The sequence below is a fragment of the Streptomyces sp. NPDC005728 genome (genome assembly GCF_040630895.1).
Lineage (GTDB): Bacteria > Actinomycetota > Actinomycetes > Streptomycetales > Streptomycetaceae > Streptomyces.
In genome coordinates, this window is sequence record NZ_JBEXYL010000006.1 from 1 (window position 1) to 16,975 (window position 16,975).

The following is a 16,975-nucleotide window of genomic DNA, read 5'->3' on the forward strand; positions in this document are numbered from 1 at the left end:
GGGCCGCCGGTGGGGCTGTCCGGCCAGGTCAGCGCCTGCTCCGTGCACCACCAGTACTCCTCCAGGGTCTCGCCCTTCCAGGCGAAGACCGGGATGCCCTGCGGGCTGTCGGGCGTGCCGTTCGGGCCGACGGCGATGGCGGCGGCCGCGTGGTCCTGGGTGGAGAAGATGTTGCAGGAGGCCCAGCGGACCTGCGCGCCGAGGGCGACCAGGGTCTCGATGAGAACGGCGGTCTGCACGGTCATGTGCAGCGAGCCGGTGACACGGGCGCCGGCCAGCGGCTGCGTCTCGGCGTATTCCCTGCGGATCGACATCAGGCCGGGCATCTCGTGCTCGGCGAGGGTGATCTCCTTGCGGCCGAACTCGGCCAGGGAGAGATCGGCGACCTTGAAGTCCTGTCGGCTGTCGACAGTCGTCATTGCGAGCTGCTCCTCGGGGTTGGGGCGAGGGTGGGTACGGCTGGTCTGCGCGGCGGCGGACACAGGAGTGCCCGGGAAAAGGACACAGGCATGCCCACGTACGCGCAGCGCAATCCGTCGGAGGCCCTCTCTCCCTCGGTCGGTCCGCGCTGGGACCGCCCGACCGCCATCAGCAGCGACGTCTGGCTCGGTCCCAAGCTACACCGGAGGACCGGGCCGTCCCCAGTCCGCCTCCGGACGGTTCTAGTGATTCCTTAGGCGTTCGCAGGAGCGGCGCGAAGTGTCGGCGGGGGTGGATGAGTGGCCGGAAAGCGTGGGGCACGAGGCTACAGACCGGCATGAACTGGGACTTTCGCACCTTTGAGTCGGGGGCAGGGTGTTGCAGGATGCAGGGAGATCGGGAGTTCCGATCGATCTCGCGGGGCGTCCGGGACGGTGCCTCGTGTGACGAAGGCGTTAGGAGATCGACGTGACCAGTCCGGCCGGCCCTCCCCCCACGGGCGGCGGCGACGAGCAGCGGCGGATCAAGCTGCTCGCAGTGACCGCATGCCCGACCGGCATCGCACACACGTACATGGCGGCGGAGAAGCTCGCGCAGGCCGCCGCGAGCCTCGGCATCGAGATGAAGGTGGAGACGCAGGGATCCATCGGGGCCGAGAACGTCCTGGATGACAACGATGTCAGCATGGCCGACGGCATCATCGTCGCCGCGGACAAGGACGTCGACCTGAGCCGTTTCGCGGGCAAGCGCGTGCTGACGGTCGGGGTCGCCGAGGGCATCCGCCGTCCCGAGCGGCTGATCGAGCAGGTGCGGTCGGCGCCCGTGCACACACCCGGCGGTGCTGCCGCCGTGCCGGCTGCCACGGCGGGCGGCGGCAAGGAGCGGGGCACGGTCTACAAGGCGCTGATGAACGGTGTCTCGTACATGATCCCGTTCGTGGTCGTCGGCGGTCTGCTGATCGCGGTCTCGCTGGCGCTCGGCGGCCATGCGACGGCCAAGGGATATGTGATCCCGGAGGGGACCTTCTGGGCGCACGTCAACGCGGTCGGCGGGATCGGCTTCCAGCTGATGATCCCGATCCTGTCCGGATACATCGCCTACGCCATAGCCGACCGGCCCGCGCTGGTGCCGGGCATGATCGGCGGCTGGATCGCCAACACGGGGGCGCTGTACGACTCCAAGGCCGGTGCGGGCTTCATCGGGGCGATCGTCACCGGGTTCCTCGCCGGATATCTGGTGCTGTGGATCAAGAAGGTCCGGGTCCCGAAGTTCGTGCAGCCGATCATGCCGATCATCGTGATCCCGATCGTGGCGACGACGGCGCTCGGGCTGTTCTTCATCTATGTCATCGGCAAGCCGATCTCCTGGGTGTTCGAGCACCTGACCAGTTGGCTCGGCGGGATGACCGGAAGCAGCGCGGTGCTGCTGGGTGCGATTCTCGGGCTGATGATCGCGTTCGACATGGGCGGGCCGGTCAACAAGACGGCGTTCCTGTTCGGTGCGGGGCTCATCGCGAGCGGCAATCAGACGGTCATGGGCATGTGCGCGGCGGCCATCCCGGTGATGCCGCTCGGCCAGGGGCTGGCCACCCTGATCCGCAGGCGGCTGTACACCGAGCAGGAGCGGGAGACGGGGCTCGCGGCACTGTTCATGGGCTGCTTCGGCATCTCCGAGGGTGCGATCCCGTTCGCGGCGGCGCGGCCGGCGCAGGTGATTCCGGCCAACATGCTGGGCGGCGCGGTGGCCGGTGCGGTCGCGGGGCTGGCCGGGGTGAAGGACGCGGTGCCACACGGCGGGCCGGTCGTGGCGGTGCTGGGAGCGGTGAGCGGCGTGCCGATGTTCTTCGTCGCGGTGGCGGTCGGCACGGTGGTGACGGCGCTGACGACCGTGGCGCTGGTGGACATGGCCGAGCGCAGGGTGCGTGCCGAGCCGCTCGGCGGGGTCGAGCCCGTGCCGGCGGGGGCCGGTGCGGTCGTACCCCGGCAGGCCGGGCACGCGCCCGTGGCGGTCGCCGCTGCTCCAGTGACTGCGGACGCTCCGGTGGTCGGGGACGCTCCGGCGATCGCGGAGGCGGTGGTTCACGGGGCGGTCGCAGAAGGGGCGGCCGGTGCGGAGGAGACCGCCGGTGAGGCGCCCGAGGTTCTCTCCGGGCACCTCACCGAGCGGACCGTCGAGGTCGCCCTCGCCGCGGACGGCAAGGAGGCCGCGATCCGGGAGATGGCGGAGCTGCTGAGCCGCAGCGGCCGGGTCGCCGACATCGAGAAACTGGTGGCGGTCGCGCTGCGGCGCGAGGAGCAGGGGACGACCGGGCTCGGCGAGGAGATCGCCGTCCCGCACGCCAAGACGGACGCGGTGACCGCGCCGGTCGTGGGCTTCGCGCGGTCGGAGCAGGGCGTCGAGTGGGGTTCGCTGGACGGTACGAAGGCCCGGCTGGTCTTCATGATCGCCGTTCCGGAGGCGGCCGCCGGAGACGAGCATCTGCGGATTCTCGCGCTGCTGTCCCGCAAGCTGATGGACCCCGATTTCCGGGAGCGGCTGCTGGCAGCGGCGGACGAGCGGGCGGTGCTCGAGGTGCTCGGTGAGGTCGGGTGAGCTGACGTGACGGTGTGCGGGCCCGGCTTTCGGGCCCGCACGGCGTGTTCTGCCCGGGCGCCCGCACAGGGCGACCGGGTGGCCGGTGCCGGCCCGTGGAGCAGCTGACGGGCCGCCCTACGGACAAGCGGACGGGGCCTGCCCGGTCGGGCAGGCCCCGTTGTCGTAACGGGAACTCAGTTACCGGCCGGGGGCGGGGTCGGGCCGCCCGGGGTCGCCGCCGGGTCCGGGCCCTTGGCGGCCTCGGCCTCGCTGTAGATGTCCGGCTCCAGGTAGATGACGCGGGCGATGGGGACGGCGGCGCGGATGCGGGCCTCGGCCGCGTTGATGGCGTTCGCGACCTCGGTGGCCGTGTCGTCGTGCTGGACGGCGATCTTGGCGGCCACGAGCAGTTCCTCGGGGCCGAGGTGGAGCGTGCGCATGTGGATGACGCGGGTGACCGTGTCGCCGTCGACGATCGCGGCCTCGATCTTCTTGACCTCATCGATGCCCGCGGCCTCGCCGAGCAGCAGCGACTTGGTCTCTGCGGCCAGGACCAGGGCGATCAGGACGAGCAGGACACCGATGCAGACCGTGCCGATGCCGTCCCAGATGCCGTCGTCGGTGAGCAGGGCGAGACCGACGCCGCCGAGGGCGAGGACCAGACCGATGAGCGCGCCGAAGTCCTCCAGCAGGACGACGGGCAGCTCGGGCGCCTTGGCGCGGCGGATGAACTGCGACCACGACAGCTTGCCGCGCAGTTCGTTGGACTCCTTGATGGCCGTACGGAACGAGAAGCCCTCGGCGATGATCGCGAAGACGAGGACGCCCACCGGCCAGTACCAGTGCTCGATCTCGTGCGGGTGGAGGATCTTCTCGTAGCCCTCGTAGATGGCGAACATGCCGCCGACGGAGAAGAGGACGATCGAGACGAGGAAGGCGTAGATGTACCGCTCGCGGCCGTAGCCGAAGGGGTGTTGCGGGGTGGCCTCGCGCTGGGCCTTCTTGCCGCCGACCAGCAGCAGGAACTGGTTGCCCGAGTCGGCGAGTGAGTGGACGCCCTCGGCGAGCATCGAGGAGGAGCCGCTGAACGCGAACGCCACGAACTTCGATGCCGCGATCGCGAGGTTGGCGCCGAGTGCCGCCACGATCGCCTTGGTACCGCCTGACGCGCTCATGTGTCCGCGTTGTCCCTTCGACCTCGTACGTCTACGCCGTCCAGGCGTGCGCCCGTCTTTGCCCGTGCTTTGCCGGTGGGCCATTCTTGCAGCCCGGTCGGGCGGCGGTGCGTCAGGTATCCACAGCCCCGGTCATACGATCACAGTGGCGCGGAAGACCGTGCCCGCACCGGACACCTCGGCCTTCTCGCCCGCCGGGACGAAGACCGACTGGCCGGGGGCGAGTTCGTGTTCGCCCGCCCGGACGGTACCGGCCGTGCAGAGCAGGATCTGCGGGGTGTCCAGGGTGAGGTCGTGGTCGGCGCCGCCCTCGGGGAGGGCGTACCGGGAGAGTCGGAACTCGTCGATCGGCGTCTCGTAGACCTCCTCCCCGTCCGGGGAGGCCTCGGGGCGCAGCACGCCCGCGTCGCGGGCCTCGAAGCGGACGACACGCAGCAGTTCGGGGACGTCGACGTGCTTGGGGGTCAGGCCGCAGCGCAGGACGTTGTCGGAGTTGGCCATGATCTCGACGCCGAGGCCGCTGAGGTAGGCGTGCGGGATGCCCGCGCCGAGGAACAGGGCCTCGCCGGGCTGCAGGCGGACGTGGTTCAGCAGCATGGCCGCGATGACGCCGGGGTCGCCCGGGTAGTGGTGGGCGAGGTCGGCATAAGGGGCGTAGTCGCCGCCGAGGCGGGTGCAGGCGGCGGTGGCCTCGGCGACCGTGTGGGCCATCTCCTCCGGGTCGGCGCTGAGGACGGCCGTGAGGACCTCGCGCAGGGCCGCGTCCTCGGGGTGGGCGTGCAGCAGATCGACGTACGGCTTCAGGGAGTCGACGCCGAGGCCGGCGAGCAGGTCGGCCGTCCGGAGCGGGTCGCGGAAGCCGCACAGGCCGTCGAACTCGGTGAGCGCGCAGATCAGTTCGGGCTTGTGGTTGGCGTCCTTGTAGTTGCGGTGCGGGGCGTCCATGGGGATGCCCCGCTGCTCCTCGTCCGCGTAACCCTCCTTGGCCTGCTCCAGGTTGGGGTGCACCTGGAGGGAGAGGGGCGCGCCGGCGGCGAGGATCTTCAGCAGGAACGGCAGCCGTGGGCCGAACTTCGCGACCGCCCCGGCACCCAGTTCGTGCTCCGGGTCGGTGTCGATGACCTCGACGAGCGTCCCGCGCGCGGTGCGCGAGGGAGCACCCGGGTGCGCGCCCATCCACATCTCCGCCTGCGGTTCGCCGGTCGGCTCGACGCCGAGCAGGTGCGGGATGGCGGTGGGGGAACCCCAGGCGTAGGGGCGGACGGTGTTGTCGAGGCGGTCCATGTGGTTTCTCTGTCTCCGTACGTACGCTCTGCTCGGTCGGTGCCGTCGACGGTTGCCGTGCCGGTGGTGGGCGCGGGCCGGTCGACCTTGAGCAAGGTCAGGCCCCGGAAGCGAGCGCCAGGTAAACGGCGGCGAAATCCGTGATGGCGATCAGTTCCGCGAGGGCCTCCAGTTCGCCCAGTTCGCCGCCCTCTTCCGGTTCGAGTTCGCTGATCGGCGTGTCGTGGCCGAGGGCCAGGTCACGGGCGGCGGGGGCGGCGGTGAGGCCGCCGATCGGCCGGTCCCTGAGCAGCACCACGCGCGCGTGCAGCGCGGGCGCCTCCTCGACCCGATCGCGGAAGAAGTCGTCGGGGTCGGCGCTGGCCGCGAGGCGGCCCGCCAGCAGGGCGCTGTGCGCGGCGAGTGCCTCGGGAAGTTCGGCGACCAGGGCGGGGCGGCCGGCGAGTTCGGCGAGCGCGTCGGCGAAACGGCGGCCCGCGGGCCCCGCCGCACTGCCCTCCGTCCATACGACGGGCAGTGCGTCGGCGAGTTCGGCGGCGAGGGTCTTGGCCGGGTTGCTGTAGGTCGCGATGGCCGGGCCGCAGCGCTCGGCGATGTGGTCCAGGCGGTCGGCGACCTTCTCCAGGGCGTCCGGCGCGCCGCCGGGCAGGCCGATGCGGTCGAGGAGCGCCAGCAGGGGCGTGAGCAGGGCCCAGAAAACGCCCGAGGAGGACGCGGCGAGGGGTTCTTCCTGGTCGTACGGCGACGTCGCCATCGGGACGAACAGGCCGTGCGCACCGGCCATCGCCTCGGCGAGCGGGGTGCCCGCCGGGGCCACGGCGACGACCGAGCAGCCGCGGCGGTAGGCCTGCTCGGCCAGCAGGGCGAGGCTGGGTTCGGTGCCGTCCGGGGTGGCGATCAGCAGCAGGTCGACGGAGCCGGCCCAGCCCGGGAGTTCCCAGCGCAGGGCGCCTGCGGCCGGGGCGACGCCCGTGGGAGCCAATCGGGTGACGGGGCTGCTGGGGCCGGCGAGGCTGCGGATGAGGTCGGCGGTGTGCAGGGCGGCGGCTCCCGGGCCCGCGATCAGGACGGCGCGGGGGCGGCCGTCGGGCTTGAGGTCGCCGACGCCGGCCTCGGCGGCGTGCCGGGCCGCGGTGCGGACGCGGGCGCCGGCCTCGGCCGCGCCGCGGAGGAGTCCCCGGCGGTCGGCATCGGCCAGGCCCTCCGGGGCGTCTAGCAGCGATTCGTCGAGCATGGGCGGCAGCCTCCGATCGCCGGGGGTCCTGTGCGGGCCTGTGCAGGGTTCTGTGCGGGGGGGGTCGAGCACGGGGTGGGCGCCTCGTCGTGACGCGGCGGCGGCCCGGTTACGCGGGGCGGCGGGCCTCGTCGACGAGCAGGACCGGGATGCCGTCGCGGACGGGGTATGCCAGGCCGCAGTCCTGTCCGGCGCAGATCAGCTCGGTGTCCTGCTCCTTGAGGGGGGCGTGGCAGGCCGGGCAGGCGAGGATCTCCAGGAGGCCGGCTTCGAGCGGCATGGGGTGTCCCTTCGGGGGCGAGTACGGCTTTGCTGATGTGCTGGTCAGCGTACCGCCGGAGGGGCGGTGCTGAAGGGTTCGGTGGTCCGGGTGCCGCCCAGGGCTCCGCCCCCTGGACCCACGGGCCGACGGCCGTCCGCCGCCCGCCCCTGTCGGCCGGAGGGCAGAGGCATCAGCCTCGGATGATCGCCAGCGCCTCGTCCCTGATCTTCGTCATCGTCGCCTCGTCCTTCGCCTCCGCGTTCAGGCGGAGCAGGGGCTCCGTGTTGGACGGGCGGACGTTGAACCACCAGTCGGCGGCGGAGACGGTGAGACCGTCGAGGTCGTCGAGGGTGATGCCGGGGCGGCCCTCGTAGGCGGTGCGGATCGCGGCGAGGCGGGCGGTCTGGTCGGCGACCGTGGAGTTGATCTCTCCGGAGCCCGCGTAGCGGTCGTACTGGGCCACGAGGGCGGACAGGGGGCCGTCCTGGCCGCCGAGGGCCGCGAGGACGTGGAGGGCCGCCAGCATGCCCGTGTCGGCGTTCCAGAAGTCCTTGAAGTAGTAGTGGGCGGAGTGCTCGCCGCCGAAGATCGCGCCGGCACGGGCCATCTCGGCCTTGATGAAGGAGTGCCCGACGCGGGTGCGGACCGGGGTGCCGCCGTTCTCCTTCACCACCTCCGGGACCGTGCGGGACGTGATCAGGTTGTGGATGACCGTGCCCTTGCCGCCGTTGCGGGCCAGCTCGCGCACGGCGACCAGGGCGGTGATCGCCGACGGGGAGACCGGGTCGCCGTTCTCGTCCACGACGAAGCAGCGGTCGGCGTCGCCGTCGAAGGCGATGCCCAGGTCGGCGCCCTCCGCCGGGACCCGCTTCTGCAGGTCCACGATGTTGGCCGGGTCGAGCGGGTTGGCCTCGTGGTTCGGGAAGGTGCCGTCGAGTTCGAAGTACATCGGGACGAGGTTCAGGGGCAGGCCTGCGAAGACCGTGGGGACCGTGTGGCCGCCCATGCCGTTGCCGGCGTCGACCACGACCTTCAGGGGGCGGATGGAGGTCAGGTCGACGAGGGAGCGGAGGTGCGTCGCGTAATCCTCCAACGTCTCGCGTGTGGTGAGGGTTCCCGGTTCGGCGGCCGGCTCCGGGGCGCCCGACTCCAGCCAGCGCTCGGCCAGTTCGCGGATCTGGGCGAGGCCCGTGTCCTGGCCGACGGGGGCCGCGCCCGCGCGGCACATCTTGATGCCGTTGTACTGCGCCGGGTTGTGGGAGGCGGTGAACATCGCGCCCGGGAGGTTCAGCGCACCCGACGCGTAGTACAGCTGGTCCGTGGAGCACAGGCCGATCTCGGTGACGTCCACCCCGCGGTCCGCGGCGCCGCGCGCGAAGGCGCGGGACAGGGCGGGGGACGAGGGGCGCATGTCGTGGCCGACGACGATCGCCGCCGCACCCGTCACCTCGGCGAAGGCGGCACCGAAGAGGCCGGCCAGCGGCTCGTCCCACTGGTCCGGGACCACCCCGCGTACGTCGTACGCCTTCACGATCTGCGACAGATCAGCAGTCACGGCCAACCCTCCTGAAAGTCCTATGGGTGCCCACAAACTACCCGTCAGGGGTAAGGGTGCGGTGTGCGGACACCATGTGGATTCCCAGCCGTAACCCGGGACAGGGGTGGCGCCGGGGTGGCGTCGGATGGCGGAACCGGTGCGCGGGGGCCTCAGTTGTCCGGCGAACGCAGGACGCGCAGGTGGCCGCGGCGGGCGACCTCCATGGGGTCCGCAGTGCGTCCTCCGCCGCCCGCCCCGGCCGCCCGCTGCTGAGGGCGGGCCGCCTCGCGCACGGCGTTGGCAAGCGCTTCCAGATCGTCTCCGCTGGGCCGGGCGGGAGCGGAGCCGTCGATGAGACGGACGACCTCCCAGCCGCGGGGGGCGGTGAGGCGCTCGGAGTGCTCGGCGCACAGGTCGTAGCAGTGGGGTTCGGCGTAGGTGGCGAGCGGGCCGAGGACCGCGGTCGAGTCGGCGTAGACGTACGTCAGCGTCGCGACGGCGGGTCGGCCGCAGGCGGTGCGCGAACAGCGACGTACAGGGCTCACGACGTTGGACGGTACCGCACTCTTGACCGGGCCGCGACGACTCTCCACCAGGTCACTCCACCGTGTCGTGCTGTGAGCCGCCCCACACACCCTTCCGAACAGGCCCTGTTGACCTGTGTGTACGGGTGTGCGCGGAGTTTCGGGCGGCACTGCGTCCGGTCATGAGTCGGTACAAACAAGGTCAATTGCCTTGAGTTTGGCGGTCTTGAAGGGTTACGGAAACGAGCCAGACCTTGGCCGGAACGGTCATCCTGCGACATGAGGTGAGGGTGGCCGGTAGCCGTGCGGTGGAGGCCGGTTGGCGCGTGGCCGGGGACCGGTGGGGCCGCGGTCGAAGAGCCGTTTGCCGCGTGGGGCCGGGCGGGCGGAGCGAGCGGGGACTACGCTTCACCAGTGATGGACAACCGTGTACCGCCCCGTGCCGCCGGCCCCGGGCCCCGTCGCCGTGATCGTCACGGACGGGGCATGCGGGGACCGATCGCGCCGCCTCAGGTGCCGCTGGCGGCCAGCCGCGCCGAGGTGTTCGCGGACCTGGTGCAGGACTCCGTGGAGCGTCTCGAGCGGCGCTGGCCGCAGCTGGCCGACATCGACTTCCTGGTGCTCGAGGTGCCTCGGCTGGAGGGTCGGGGCGCGGAGGCGTGGGCAGACGAGGCCGTGCCGCTGGGCGGGATCATCCCCGCGCGTGACGGGCGGCGGGCTCGGGTCGTGGTGTACCGGCGGCCGGTGGAGATCCGGACCAAGGGGCGGGACGAGCGGGCCGCGCTGGTGCACGAGGTCGTGGTGGAGCAGGTGGCCGAGTTGCTGGGACTGACTCCGGAGACCGTGGACCCTCGGTACGGGGAGGACTAGGGCCTGTCCGGCGGATCATGCCGGAATCGCGGGGCCTGGCGCGCCCATCTGCCCTGATGAGGCGCCGTCGGCTGGAGCCGGCCTGATCCGCCGGACAGGCCCTGGGCCGCGGTTGATCCCGCCACCCCGGCTGCGGCGGCGCGTGGGATTCGCCTGCCGGCGCCGGCGGGGTGCCGCCGCGTGGGCACATGATCGCGGACGTCGAGCGTCACCGCGGCGGTCCCGGACGGGAGCGGGACCAGGTCCGCTCCCGGGTTACTTCTGGAGTACCGACAAGTCCTCGTCCGCCTGGGGCACCGACACCAGGCCGCGGTCGTTCGGGAGTGTTTGGATGGTGAAGCCCGGGATGCCCGACTCGGTGGCTGCGAGGGCGCGGGAGGCGTAGAGCGGGCCGCCGGACACGGGCTCCACCGTGAGGGCGTAGGTGCCCTTCAGGCCGGAGGGGACGGGAGCCGAGATGTCCTGCGTGGTACCGGACTTGATCGTGTAGGTCTTCGTCACCGGGGTGCCGCCCTCGCTGCCCGCCGATGCGGTGACCTTGACCGTGGTGGTGGCCGTGGGGGCGGTCAGGGAGAGGGTCGTGGTCCTGCCGCTGTTGTCGGCCGAGGTCGCGCGCGTGCCGACGGGGGCCGTGGCGGGGATGAACGCCGTCTCCTGCTTGGCCCCCTTGCCCCGGACCACCCGCAGTGCCGCCACGACCGGGACCGACTGGTCGGTGGGGGTCAGGACCAGGGAGCCCGCCTCGCCGCGGGTGACGTCACCGAGGTCGGCCGCGGTGGTCATGCCGGACTTCACGTGCAGGGTCTCGTTCCCGGCCGGGGTGATCAGGCCGTCCGGGGAGGCCAGGCGGATCTTCAGGTCCGCGTCGGCGTCGCCGGGCGTGAACGCGATCAGGCGGACGTCCGTGGCGTCCTTCGGGATGCCGGGCAGGACCAGGCTGCCGGCCGGGTCGGCGGCCGCGGCCAGCCAGTCGCCGCCCGCCTTGTCGTCCAGCGCCTGCACCGCCGCGCCGACCCGCCCGCTGCGCACGTTGACGTGCACGGTCAGGTCGGTCTGCCGCTCGTCGGTGAGGGTGGACAGGAGGATGGGCTTGCTTGTGTGCGGCGGGACCGTGAAGCCGTCCGGCACAGTGGACTTGATCGTGCCGTCCTTGCCGTACAGCTCGATGTCGACGACCGCGGCGGCGTCGTCCGGGTTGGTGACGTGCACGTAGTCGGTGCGGTCCGTGGACGTACTGGCGCCCGGGAACCAGAACTCGGTGTCGGGGGCGGTGCAGTTGACGCCCTGGAGACCGCGGCCGGTGCCCGCGGCGACCTCGGTGGTCTCCTGGACGGTCCAGCCCGGCGCGAACTTCCCGTCGGCGGTGCCGACCAGCGCGGGCGCGTCGGCACCGGAGGTGTCCCCGGTGGCGGGCGTGCCCGGTTCCTTCGGCGTGAGGACCGGCTTGCCGGCCTTCTTCTTGGTGTCCTTGCCCTTCGTGCCGTCGCTCGTGTCGTCCGCCGACTGCTCGGTGGCCGCCCGGAGTTCGGCCTTGCCGTCGCCCGCCGTGCCCTTGGTGACGGGTGTGAACGACGTGTACGACGTGTCGGCGATGTCGGAGAGGCTCGGCGCGGGACACAGCAGGCTGGTGCGTTCCACGGGCAGCTCGGCGGCCGCCTTGGCGGTGTCCGCGCCGGACGCGGACGGCGAGTCGAGCGCGGCGAAGGCGGTGACGGCGGCCAGCGCGGTCGTGCCGGCGATCAGGGACAGGGTCGTGCGGTTCACTGCTGGCTCCCGTCGGGGCGCTCGCTGCCGGTGCCGTAGGGATGCTGGGCCGGGTCGTAGTCCTGCTGGTACGCCGTCGGGTCGTACGGCATCTGCTCGGCCGTGCCGCCGTAGGCGTAGGGGTCGTACTGGCCGGTCTGGTAGGGGTCGGACTGGTACGCCTGCGGGTCGTAGCCGCCGGCCGGGTACTGCCCGGTGGCCTGGTACTGGTCGGTGCCGTAGCCGGCGTACTCGCTGCCCTCGTAGGACGTGGTGTCCCAGCCGGCGTACTGCTGCTGGTGCGGGACGGCAGCCGGGGCCTCCTGCGGGAGCGCGGGCTCCCCGGGCTGTCCCTGGCCGGCGGGTTCCTCGGCCTGGGCGCGCAGGCGGCGGGCACGGCGGCCCTCGCCTGCGGTGGCCTGGGCGGGCAGCGGCTGCTCCTCGGGGAGGTCGTCGTCGATGTCGCGGCGACGGCCCGGCAGAGCGAGGACGACGAGGACGACGGCGAGCGCGCCCTGGGACCACAGCCAGGCGGTGTGGGTGATCGGGGCGTCGTAGGTGACGTCCAGCCGACCGCCGGTGGAGGGCAGTTGGAAGCCCTGGGCCCAGCCGTCGACCGTGGTGCGGGTGAGCGGCTTGCCGTCCAGGGTGGCCGTCCAGCCGTCGGCGGCGGCGTCGGCCAGGCGCAGGACGCGGCTGCCCGGGCCGGAGGGGACGGTGGTGTGGATCTCCACCGGTCCGGCGGCGACGGACCGGGCGGTGCCGGAGCCGCCCGCGGGCACGATCATGGCGCGGGAGACCGGCTGGTCGACGCGCCACAGGGCGCTGCCGTTCTGCTGGCTGAGCCGACTCAGGCCGGGTGTGGCGTCCAGGACGCGGGTGACCTCGCGGGGTGCGCCCTTGTGGACGAGGACGTAGCGGACCGCGAAGCCGCCGAGCTGGCCGGCCTGGTCGGCGCCGGAGCCGGCGACGAGGTTGGCGACGATCTTGTCGAGCTTGGCGTTCTCGCCGTCGGCGGCGGCGAGTTCGGCGTCTCCCATGCGGGCGCCCGAGCCGCGGACGAGGGTGTAGCGCACGCGTGCGGCGGAGTCGCTGTCGAGGATCAGGGTGCGGGCCTGGTCGCGGGTGGTGGCGTCCTCGGCGACGAACGCGGGCACCTGCACGGGGTCGCGGCGCTCCAGCGGGCCGTCGGCGCCGCGGATCATCCAGCCGGCGGCGACGAGCAGCGGGCCCGCGGCCGAGGCGAAGGCGATGAGGGCGGCGACCGGCTGGCGCCAGCCGAAGCTCTGCTCGGCCACGCGCGCGCGTGCCCCGTCGGCGCCGAGCGCTGCGGCGGCCACCAGGGCGATGCCGTAGACGAGGGTGGCCGGACCGGCCCAGGTGGAGTGGTTGGACAGGACCGCGAAGACGAGGCCGACCAGGGCGATCGCCCAGGCGGTCCGGACGCCCGCCTGGCGTTCGGAGCGCAGGAGTGCGGCCAGAGCGGCGAGGACGATACCGATGAGCATCAGGCCGTCGACGGTGCCGGGGCCGCCCGGGCTCGCGCCGAGCAGGTCGAGCGCGGAGGCGCTCGAGGCGCCGTACTCCAGGCCCGCCTCCTTGAAGAAGCCGGTCGGGAGGAGGGTGAGCGACCAGGGGGCGAGGACCAGCAGCGGGGTGCCGAGCTGGGCGAGGAAGCGCAGGCCGTGGGCGACGAGGTCGCTGCGGCGCAGGACCAGCACGCCGAGGCCGAGGATCAGGGCGATGGGCCAGACGATCGGCGTGAACGCGGTGGTGACGGTCAGCAGCAGTGCGTACGCCCAGGTGGCGCGCCAGCTGCCGCGCGCGCCGGAGGCGCGGGCGAGGCCGCTCGCGGCGATGCCCGCGCGCGCGATGAGAGGCAGCAGCACGGCGAGGACGGCGGTGCCGATGCGGCCGCCGGCCAGGGCCCCGGTGGCGGCGGGCAGGAAGGCGTAGGCGATGGCCGCCCAGGCGCGCAGCAGGCGGGAGGTGACGAGAGGCCTGGAGGCGAAGTAGGCGGTGAGGCCGGCCAGCGGCACCGAGCAGACCAGCAGGACGGTGACCGCGAGTCCGGTGGAACCGAACAGGATGGAGGCGAGTGTCGCGACGACGGCCAGGTAGGGCGGTGCGGGCGGGGTGCCGCCGGCGCCCACCGGGTGCCACATGTCCGCGAAGCGGGACCAGAGGTCGCCGGCGGCGGGCGGGGCGGGCAGCAGGGCACCGCCCGCGAGCGCGCCGCTGCCGAGCAGGGCGCGGCAGGCGGCGAGCGAGACGAGGAGCAGGGCCAGGAAGAGCACCGGGCCGGGCTTGCGGGCGATGCGCTTGAGCCGGGCGAACTGCTCGATCTCCAGGTAGTCGGCGTCGTCGCCGCCGGGTCCCGACTCCACGGCGCCGTGCCGGCCGGCCGAGGAGGTGTCGCTGTCGGAGGTGCCGGAGAAGTTGCCCGCGATCTGTTCCACGGTGGCGCGGAGGGTCGCGCCGGGCGGCGGGAAGAGCTGGCGCAGCTCGCCCTTGTCGAGCTGCGAGGGGCCGCGGCGGCGTCGTCCGGCGAGGATCCGCTCGGGTCGCAGCAGGGTGCCGAGCAGGCCGCGGATCTCGTCGACGGCCTGGCCCGGGACCTTGCCGACGAGGTAGGCGACGGTCCTCAGGAGGGTGCCGAGGACGAGCCGCAGCAGTACCCAGGGGAGCGCGGCGGCGCGGGTGTTGACGAGGAGGGTGTAGGCGGCGCCGGCCTTGTCGACCTTGTGCGGGGAGGCCGCGGTGCGACCCATGCAGTCGACGGTGCGGCGCTCGCGGGAGGCCGCCTCGGCGTGCCGTACGACCGCTTCGGGGGCGACGAGGACGCGGTGGCCGGCCGCATGCGCGCGCCAGCACAGGTCGACGTCGTCACGCATCAGGGGCAGCCGGCGGTCGAATCCGCCGAGCTGTTCGAAGACGTCGCGGCGGATGAGCATGCCCGCTGTGGAGACGGACAGCACGGTACGGACGTGGTCGTGCTGGCCCTGGTCCTGTTCGCGGCGGTCCAGGCCGGTCCAGCGGCGGCCGGAGTTGGCGATGGAGACACCGACCTCCAGCAGTTGCCTGCGGTCGTACCAGCCGCGCAGCTTGGGGCCGACGACCGCGACGTCGTCGCGGCCCAGTTCGAGTTCGTTGTCGACGACCCGGAGCATCTGGGCGAGGGCGTCGGGTTCGGGGGCACAGTCGTCGTGCAGCAGCCACAGCCACTGGACGGGCTCGCCGTGCGGCAGGTCGGGCAGGTCGTAGGCGTCGTCGCGCCACGTGCGCGTGACGGGGTCCCAGCCGCTGGGGCGCTTGAGGTACGGCAGCTCGTCCGGGGTGAGGACGGGGGCGGTGCGGCTCGCCTCCTCGACGGCCTGGCCGAAGCCGGTACGCCGGGCGAGGTGCAGCACGCGGTCGTCGCCGAGGGCCTCGGTGACGAGCCGGGCGGAGTCGTCCGCGCTGCCGGTGTCGGCCGCCACCGCGTACTGGACGGGGCGCTCCTGGCCGAGCAGCCCGGCGAGCGCGTCGGGCAGCCAGCGGGCGCCGTCGTGGGAGACGAGCACCGCGGTGACTACGTGACGCGGAAACTCGGGCGGGCGGGTCGGGTCGAACGCCGCCTGGCGGGTCGGGTCGAACGCCGCCGTGGCAGCCGGATCGTGGGCTGCCGTTTGGCTGTGCACGGACATCGAGGTACGGGCCCCGGTTCGATGGACTGCGGTGGACGCCTGTGCCCCGAGGGGACACCGGTGCGTCTCGGACGAGCGCCCACACTATCGGCTGGCCATGAATACGGCCCGCCGCCTGTGGATAACCCACCGGCGACGGGCCGTTCGCGCTGTATGCGCGGATGTTGTCCCGCCGTTCGGTAAGACGGCGGTCAGGAGTGCTCAGAAGTCGGTCAGATCGCGGCCTTCTTCAGCCGGCGGCGCTCGCGCTCGGACAGACCGCCCCAGATACCGAAGCGCTCGTCGTTGGCGAGGGCGTATTCGAGGCATTCGGAGCGGACCTCGCAGGCGAGGCAGACCTTCTTCGCCTCTCTGGTGGAGCCGCCCTTCTCGGGAAAGAAGGACTCGGGGTCGGTCTGGGCGCACAGCGCGCGCTCCTGCCAGCCGAGTTCCTCGTCCGCGTCGTCGACCAGCAGTTGCTGCACCAGCTCGGTCATGTGCGCCCCTCGTCTGTCTTTCGCGTCCCCGTGCCGCAGCCGTTACCGATTTCGGCTGAACGACACGAGTGAAATTACAAGTGTGCTGCTCCGGGCGAGTCAAGCCGAGATCTGCTATTGGGCCCGTTATTCACTCTGCGGAACCAAGGCCGTGCGGAAAGTGTTCAAATCGGCATAAACCTTGACGCGCAGAGGAGGCCAGAGGGGCGACGGACCCCGTACGGACCTCTGTACGAAGAAGGACGCCCCCGCGTTCGATCGCGTTCCTCGAGGTTTGCGCGCCTCGGATGTGCGCCATGTGTCCCCGGGGCCGAGTGCACAAACCTTTCGCCTGACAGGTGAACCGGATGAGGTGAAACATGTCCCACATGCCGGGCGGCGAGTTGACAGTGCGGGTGTGAACCGATGTCCTTGTGGGCATGCTCGCGAACTTGGCACTCACCTCGACCCGCACCGCCGGGTCGCTCGGTGCTGCCCGGGTTCGCTGTAGCTGTTGTTGCTGTTCCAGCTGTTGAGCCGACGCGCTCCGGCTGCCGCCGAGTCTCATGACCCGGCCGTTCCCTCCTTTGCAGAACCCTCAGTTCAGGGCACCCCACTCTTCCGCCGAGGAATCACAGCATCCCGATGAACAGCGACTACGACCTCCAGATCGCCGGCGACATCCTCGAAGTCCCGCACCTGCTCCAGCCGCCGCGCGAGCACCCGGCCACCGTTGCCGAGTTCGTGGGCCTCGCCCGCGCCATCGCCGCCGACCGCTCCGAGTGGGCACACCTCGTCCGCTACGACGCCACCACGCGCTGGTACCACCGGCTGCGCTCCGGCCCCGGCTACGAGGTGTGGCTGCTGTCCTGGGTACCGGGACAGGGCAGCGGCCGGCACGACCACGGCCGCTCCTCCGGTGTCCTCACCGTCCTGGAGGGCACGCTGACCGAGCACACCGAGCGCGGCACGCGCGCGTTGACCGCCGGCGCACAGCGGGTGTTCGCGCCGGGGTACGTGCACGAGGTGGTGAACGACGCGCTGGAGCCGGCGGTGAGCCTGCACGTCTACTACCCGGGCCTGACCGAGATGCCGATGCACACGGCCCAGCACTGCGAGGCACGCACCGAGCCTCGCTCGGTGACCGCCTGACCGGTCGACCGCGTGACCGGTCGACCGTCCGACCGGTTGCCGTCCGACTGGTTGAGCGC

At 72.4% G+C, this 16,975-nt stretch carries 13 protein-coding genes; 3 read left to right on the forward strand and 10 right to left on the reverse strand.

Going from position 1 to position 16,975, the window contains the following annotated elements; translation table 11 throughout:
* Positions 1-419 (reverse strand): adenosylhomocysteinase (locus tag ABZ471_RS06385; RefSeq protein ID WP_359063044.1); only part of this gene is annotated, 419 nt, incomplete at its 3' end.
* A gap of 469 nt (positions 420-888) precedes the next feature.
* On the opposite strand from ABZ471_RS06385, the gene ABZ471_RS06390 reads away from it, so the two are divergent.
* Complete coding sequence (locus tag ABZ471_RS06390; protein WP_359063046.1) at positions 889-3,012, forward strand: fructose-specific PTS transporter subunit EIIC; 2,124 nt, start codon at positions 889-891, stop codon at positions 3,010-3,012.
* Positions 3,013-3,188: 176 nt separating this feature from the next.
* Here the strand turns inward: ABZ471_RS06390 and ABZ471_RS06395 are convergent, their stop codons facing one another.
* The 6 genes from ABZ471_RS06395 to ABZ471_RS06420 all read right to left on the reverse strand — a co-directional run bounded on the left by ABZ471_RS06395 (position 3,189) and on the right by ABZ471_RS06420 (position 9,079).
* Positions 3,189-4,169, reverse strand: a complete 981-nt coding sequence (locus ABZ471_RS06395; RefSeq protein ID WP_359063048.1) for a cation diffusion facilitator family transporter — start codon at positions 4,167-4,169, stop codon at positions 3,189-3,191.
* A 132-nt stretch (positions 4,170-4,301) separates the two neighbouring features.
* Complete coding sequence (gene manA, locus ABZ471_RS06400; RefSeq protein WP_359063050.1) at positions 4,302-5,453, reverse strand: mannose-6-phosphate isomerase, class I; 1,152 nt, start codon at positions 5,451-5,453, stop codon at positions 4,302-4,304.
* 97 nt (positions 5,454-5,550) lie between these two features.
* Positions 5,551-6,687 carry an SIS domain-containing protein gene (locus ABZ471_RS06405; protein WP_359063052.1) on the reverse strand — a complete coding sequence of 379 codons (1,137 nt, stop codon included), beginning with the start codon at positions 6,685-6,687 and terminating at the stop codon, positions 5,551-5,553.
* Between the two features lie 109 nt (positions 6,688-6,796).
* Positions 6,797-6,967, reverse strand: a complete 171-nt coding sequence (locus ABZ471_RS06410; protein ID WP_359063054.1) for a Trm112 family protein — start codon at positions 6,965-6,967, stop codon at positions 6,797-6,799.
* Between the two features lie 172 nt (positions 6,968-7,139).
* Entirely contained in the window at positions 7,140-8,504 is a 1,365-nt protein-coding gene (locus tag ABZ471_RS06415) for a phosphomannomutase/phosphoglucomutase (protein WP_359063056.1), read from the reverse strand.
* A gap of 152 nt (positions 8,505-8,656) precedes the next feature.
* A complete protein-coding gene (locus ABZ471_RS06420) occupies positions 8,657-9,079 on the reverse strand; it encodes a DUF3499 domain-containing protein (protein ID WP_359063058.1) in 423 nt (140 codons plus the stop codon).
* 417 nt (positions 9,080-9,496) lie between these two features.
* Here ABZ471_RS06420 and ABZ471_RS06425 point away from each other — a divergent pair, with 417 nt between their 5' ends.
* Positions 9,497-9,880, forward strand: coding sequence for a metallopeptidase family protein (locus tag ABZ471_RS06425; protein WP_359063060.1), 384 nt, complete (start codon positions 9,497-9,499; stop codon positions 9,878-9,880).
* A 255-nt stretch (positions 9,881-10,135) separates the two neighbouring features.
* Here the strand turns inward: ABZ471_RS06425 and ABZ471_RS06430 are convergent, their stop codons facing one another.
* The 3 genes from ABZ471_RS06430 to ABZ471_RS06440 all read right to left on the reverse strand — a co-directional run bounded on the left by ABZ471_RS06430 (position 10,136) and on the right by ABZ471_RS06440 (position 15,785).
* The gene (locus tag ABZ471_RS06430) at positions 10,136-11,644 is read right to left on the reverse strand and encodes a DUF5719 family protein (protein WP_359063062.1); all 1,509 of its coding nucleotides are present in this window, start codon (positions 11,642-11,644) and stop codon (positions 10,136-10,138) included.
* Positions 11,641-15,309, reverse strand: coding sequence for a glycosyltransferase (locus ABZ471_RS06435; RefSeq protein ID WP_359063064.1), 3,669 nt, complete (start codon positions 15,307-15,309; stop codon positions 11,641-11,643). The genes ABZ471_RS06430 and ABZ471_RS06435 overlap by 4 nt, the downstream gene beginning before the upstream one ends.
* A gap of 212 nt (positions 15,310-15,521) precedes the next feature.
* Positions 15,522-15,785: a WhiB family transcriptional regulator gene (locus tag ABZ471_RS06440; RefSeq protein WP_010986447.1), complete on the reverse strand. Its 264-nt coding sequence runs from the start codon at positions 15,783-15,785 to the stop codon at positions 15,522-15,524.
* A 624-nt stretch (positions 15,786-16,409) separates the two neighbouring features.
* On the opposite strand from ABZ471_RS06440, the gene ABZ471_RS06445 reads away from it, so the two are divergent.
* Positions 16,410-16,916, forward strand: coding sequence for a cysteine dioxygenase family protein (locus ABZ471_RS06445; RefSeq protein ID WP_359063067.1), 507 nt, complete (start codon positions 16,410-16,412; stop codon positions 16,914-16,916).
* Positions 16,917-16,975: the final 59 nt, after the last annotated feature.

What these genes read in the sequence shown, in the direction of transcription:
- ABZ471_RS06445 (WP_359063067.1), top strand. Translation starts at nt 16,410, where the DNA reads ATGAACAGCGACTACGACCTCCAGATCGCCGGCGACATCCTCGAAGTC.
- manA (WP_359063050.1), bottom strand. Translation starts at nt 5,453, where the DNA reads ATGGACCGCCTCGACAACACCGTCCGCCCCTACGCCTGGGGTTCCCCC.
- ABZ471_RS06405 (WP_359063052.1), bottom strand. Translation starts at nt 6,687, where the DNA reads ATGCTCGACGAATCGCTGCTAGACGCCCCGGAGGGCCTGGCCGATGCC.
- ABZ471_RS06395 (WP_359063048.1), bottom strand. Translation starts at nt 4,169, where the DNA reads ATGAGCGCGTCAGGCGGTACCAAGGCGATCGTGGCGGCACTCGGCGCC.
- ABZ471_RS06425 (WP_359063060.1), top strand. Translation starts at nt 9,497, where the DNA reads ATGCGGGGACCGATCGCGCCGCCTCAGGTGCCGCTGGCGGCCAGCCGC.
- ABZ471_RS06410 (WP_359063054.1), bottom strand. Translation starts at nt 6,967, where the DNA reads ATGCCGCTCGAAGCCGGCCTCCTGGAGATCCTCGCCTGCCCGGCCTGC.
- ABZ471_RS06435 (WP_359063064.1), bottom strand. Translation starts at nt 15,309, where the DNA reads ATGTCCGTGCACAGCCAAACGGCAGCCCACGATCCGGCTGCCACGGCG.
- ABZ471_RS06440 (WP_010986447.1), bottom strand. Translation starts at nt 15,785, where the DNA reads ATGACCGAGCTGGTGCAGCAACTGCTGGTCGACGACGCGGACGAGGAA.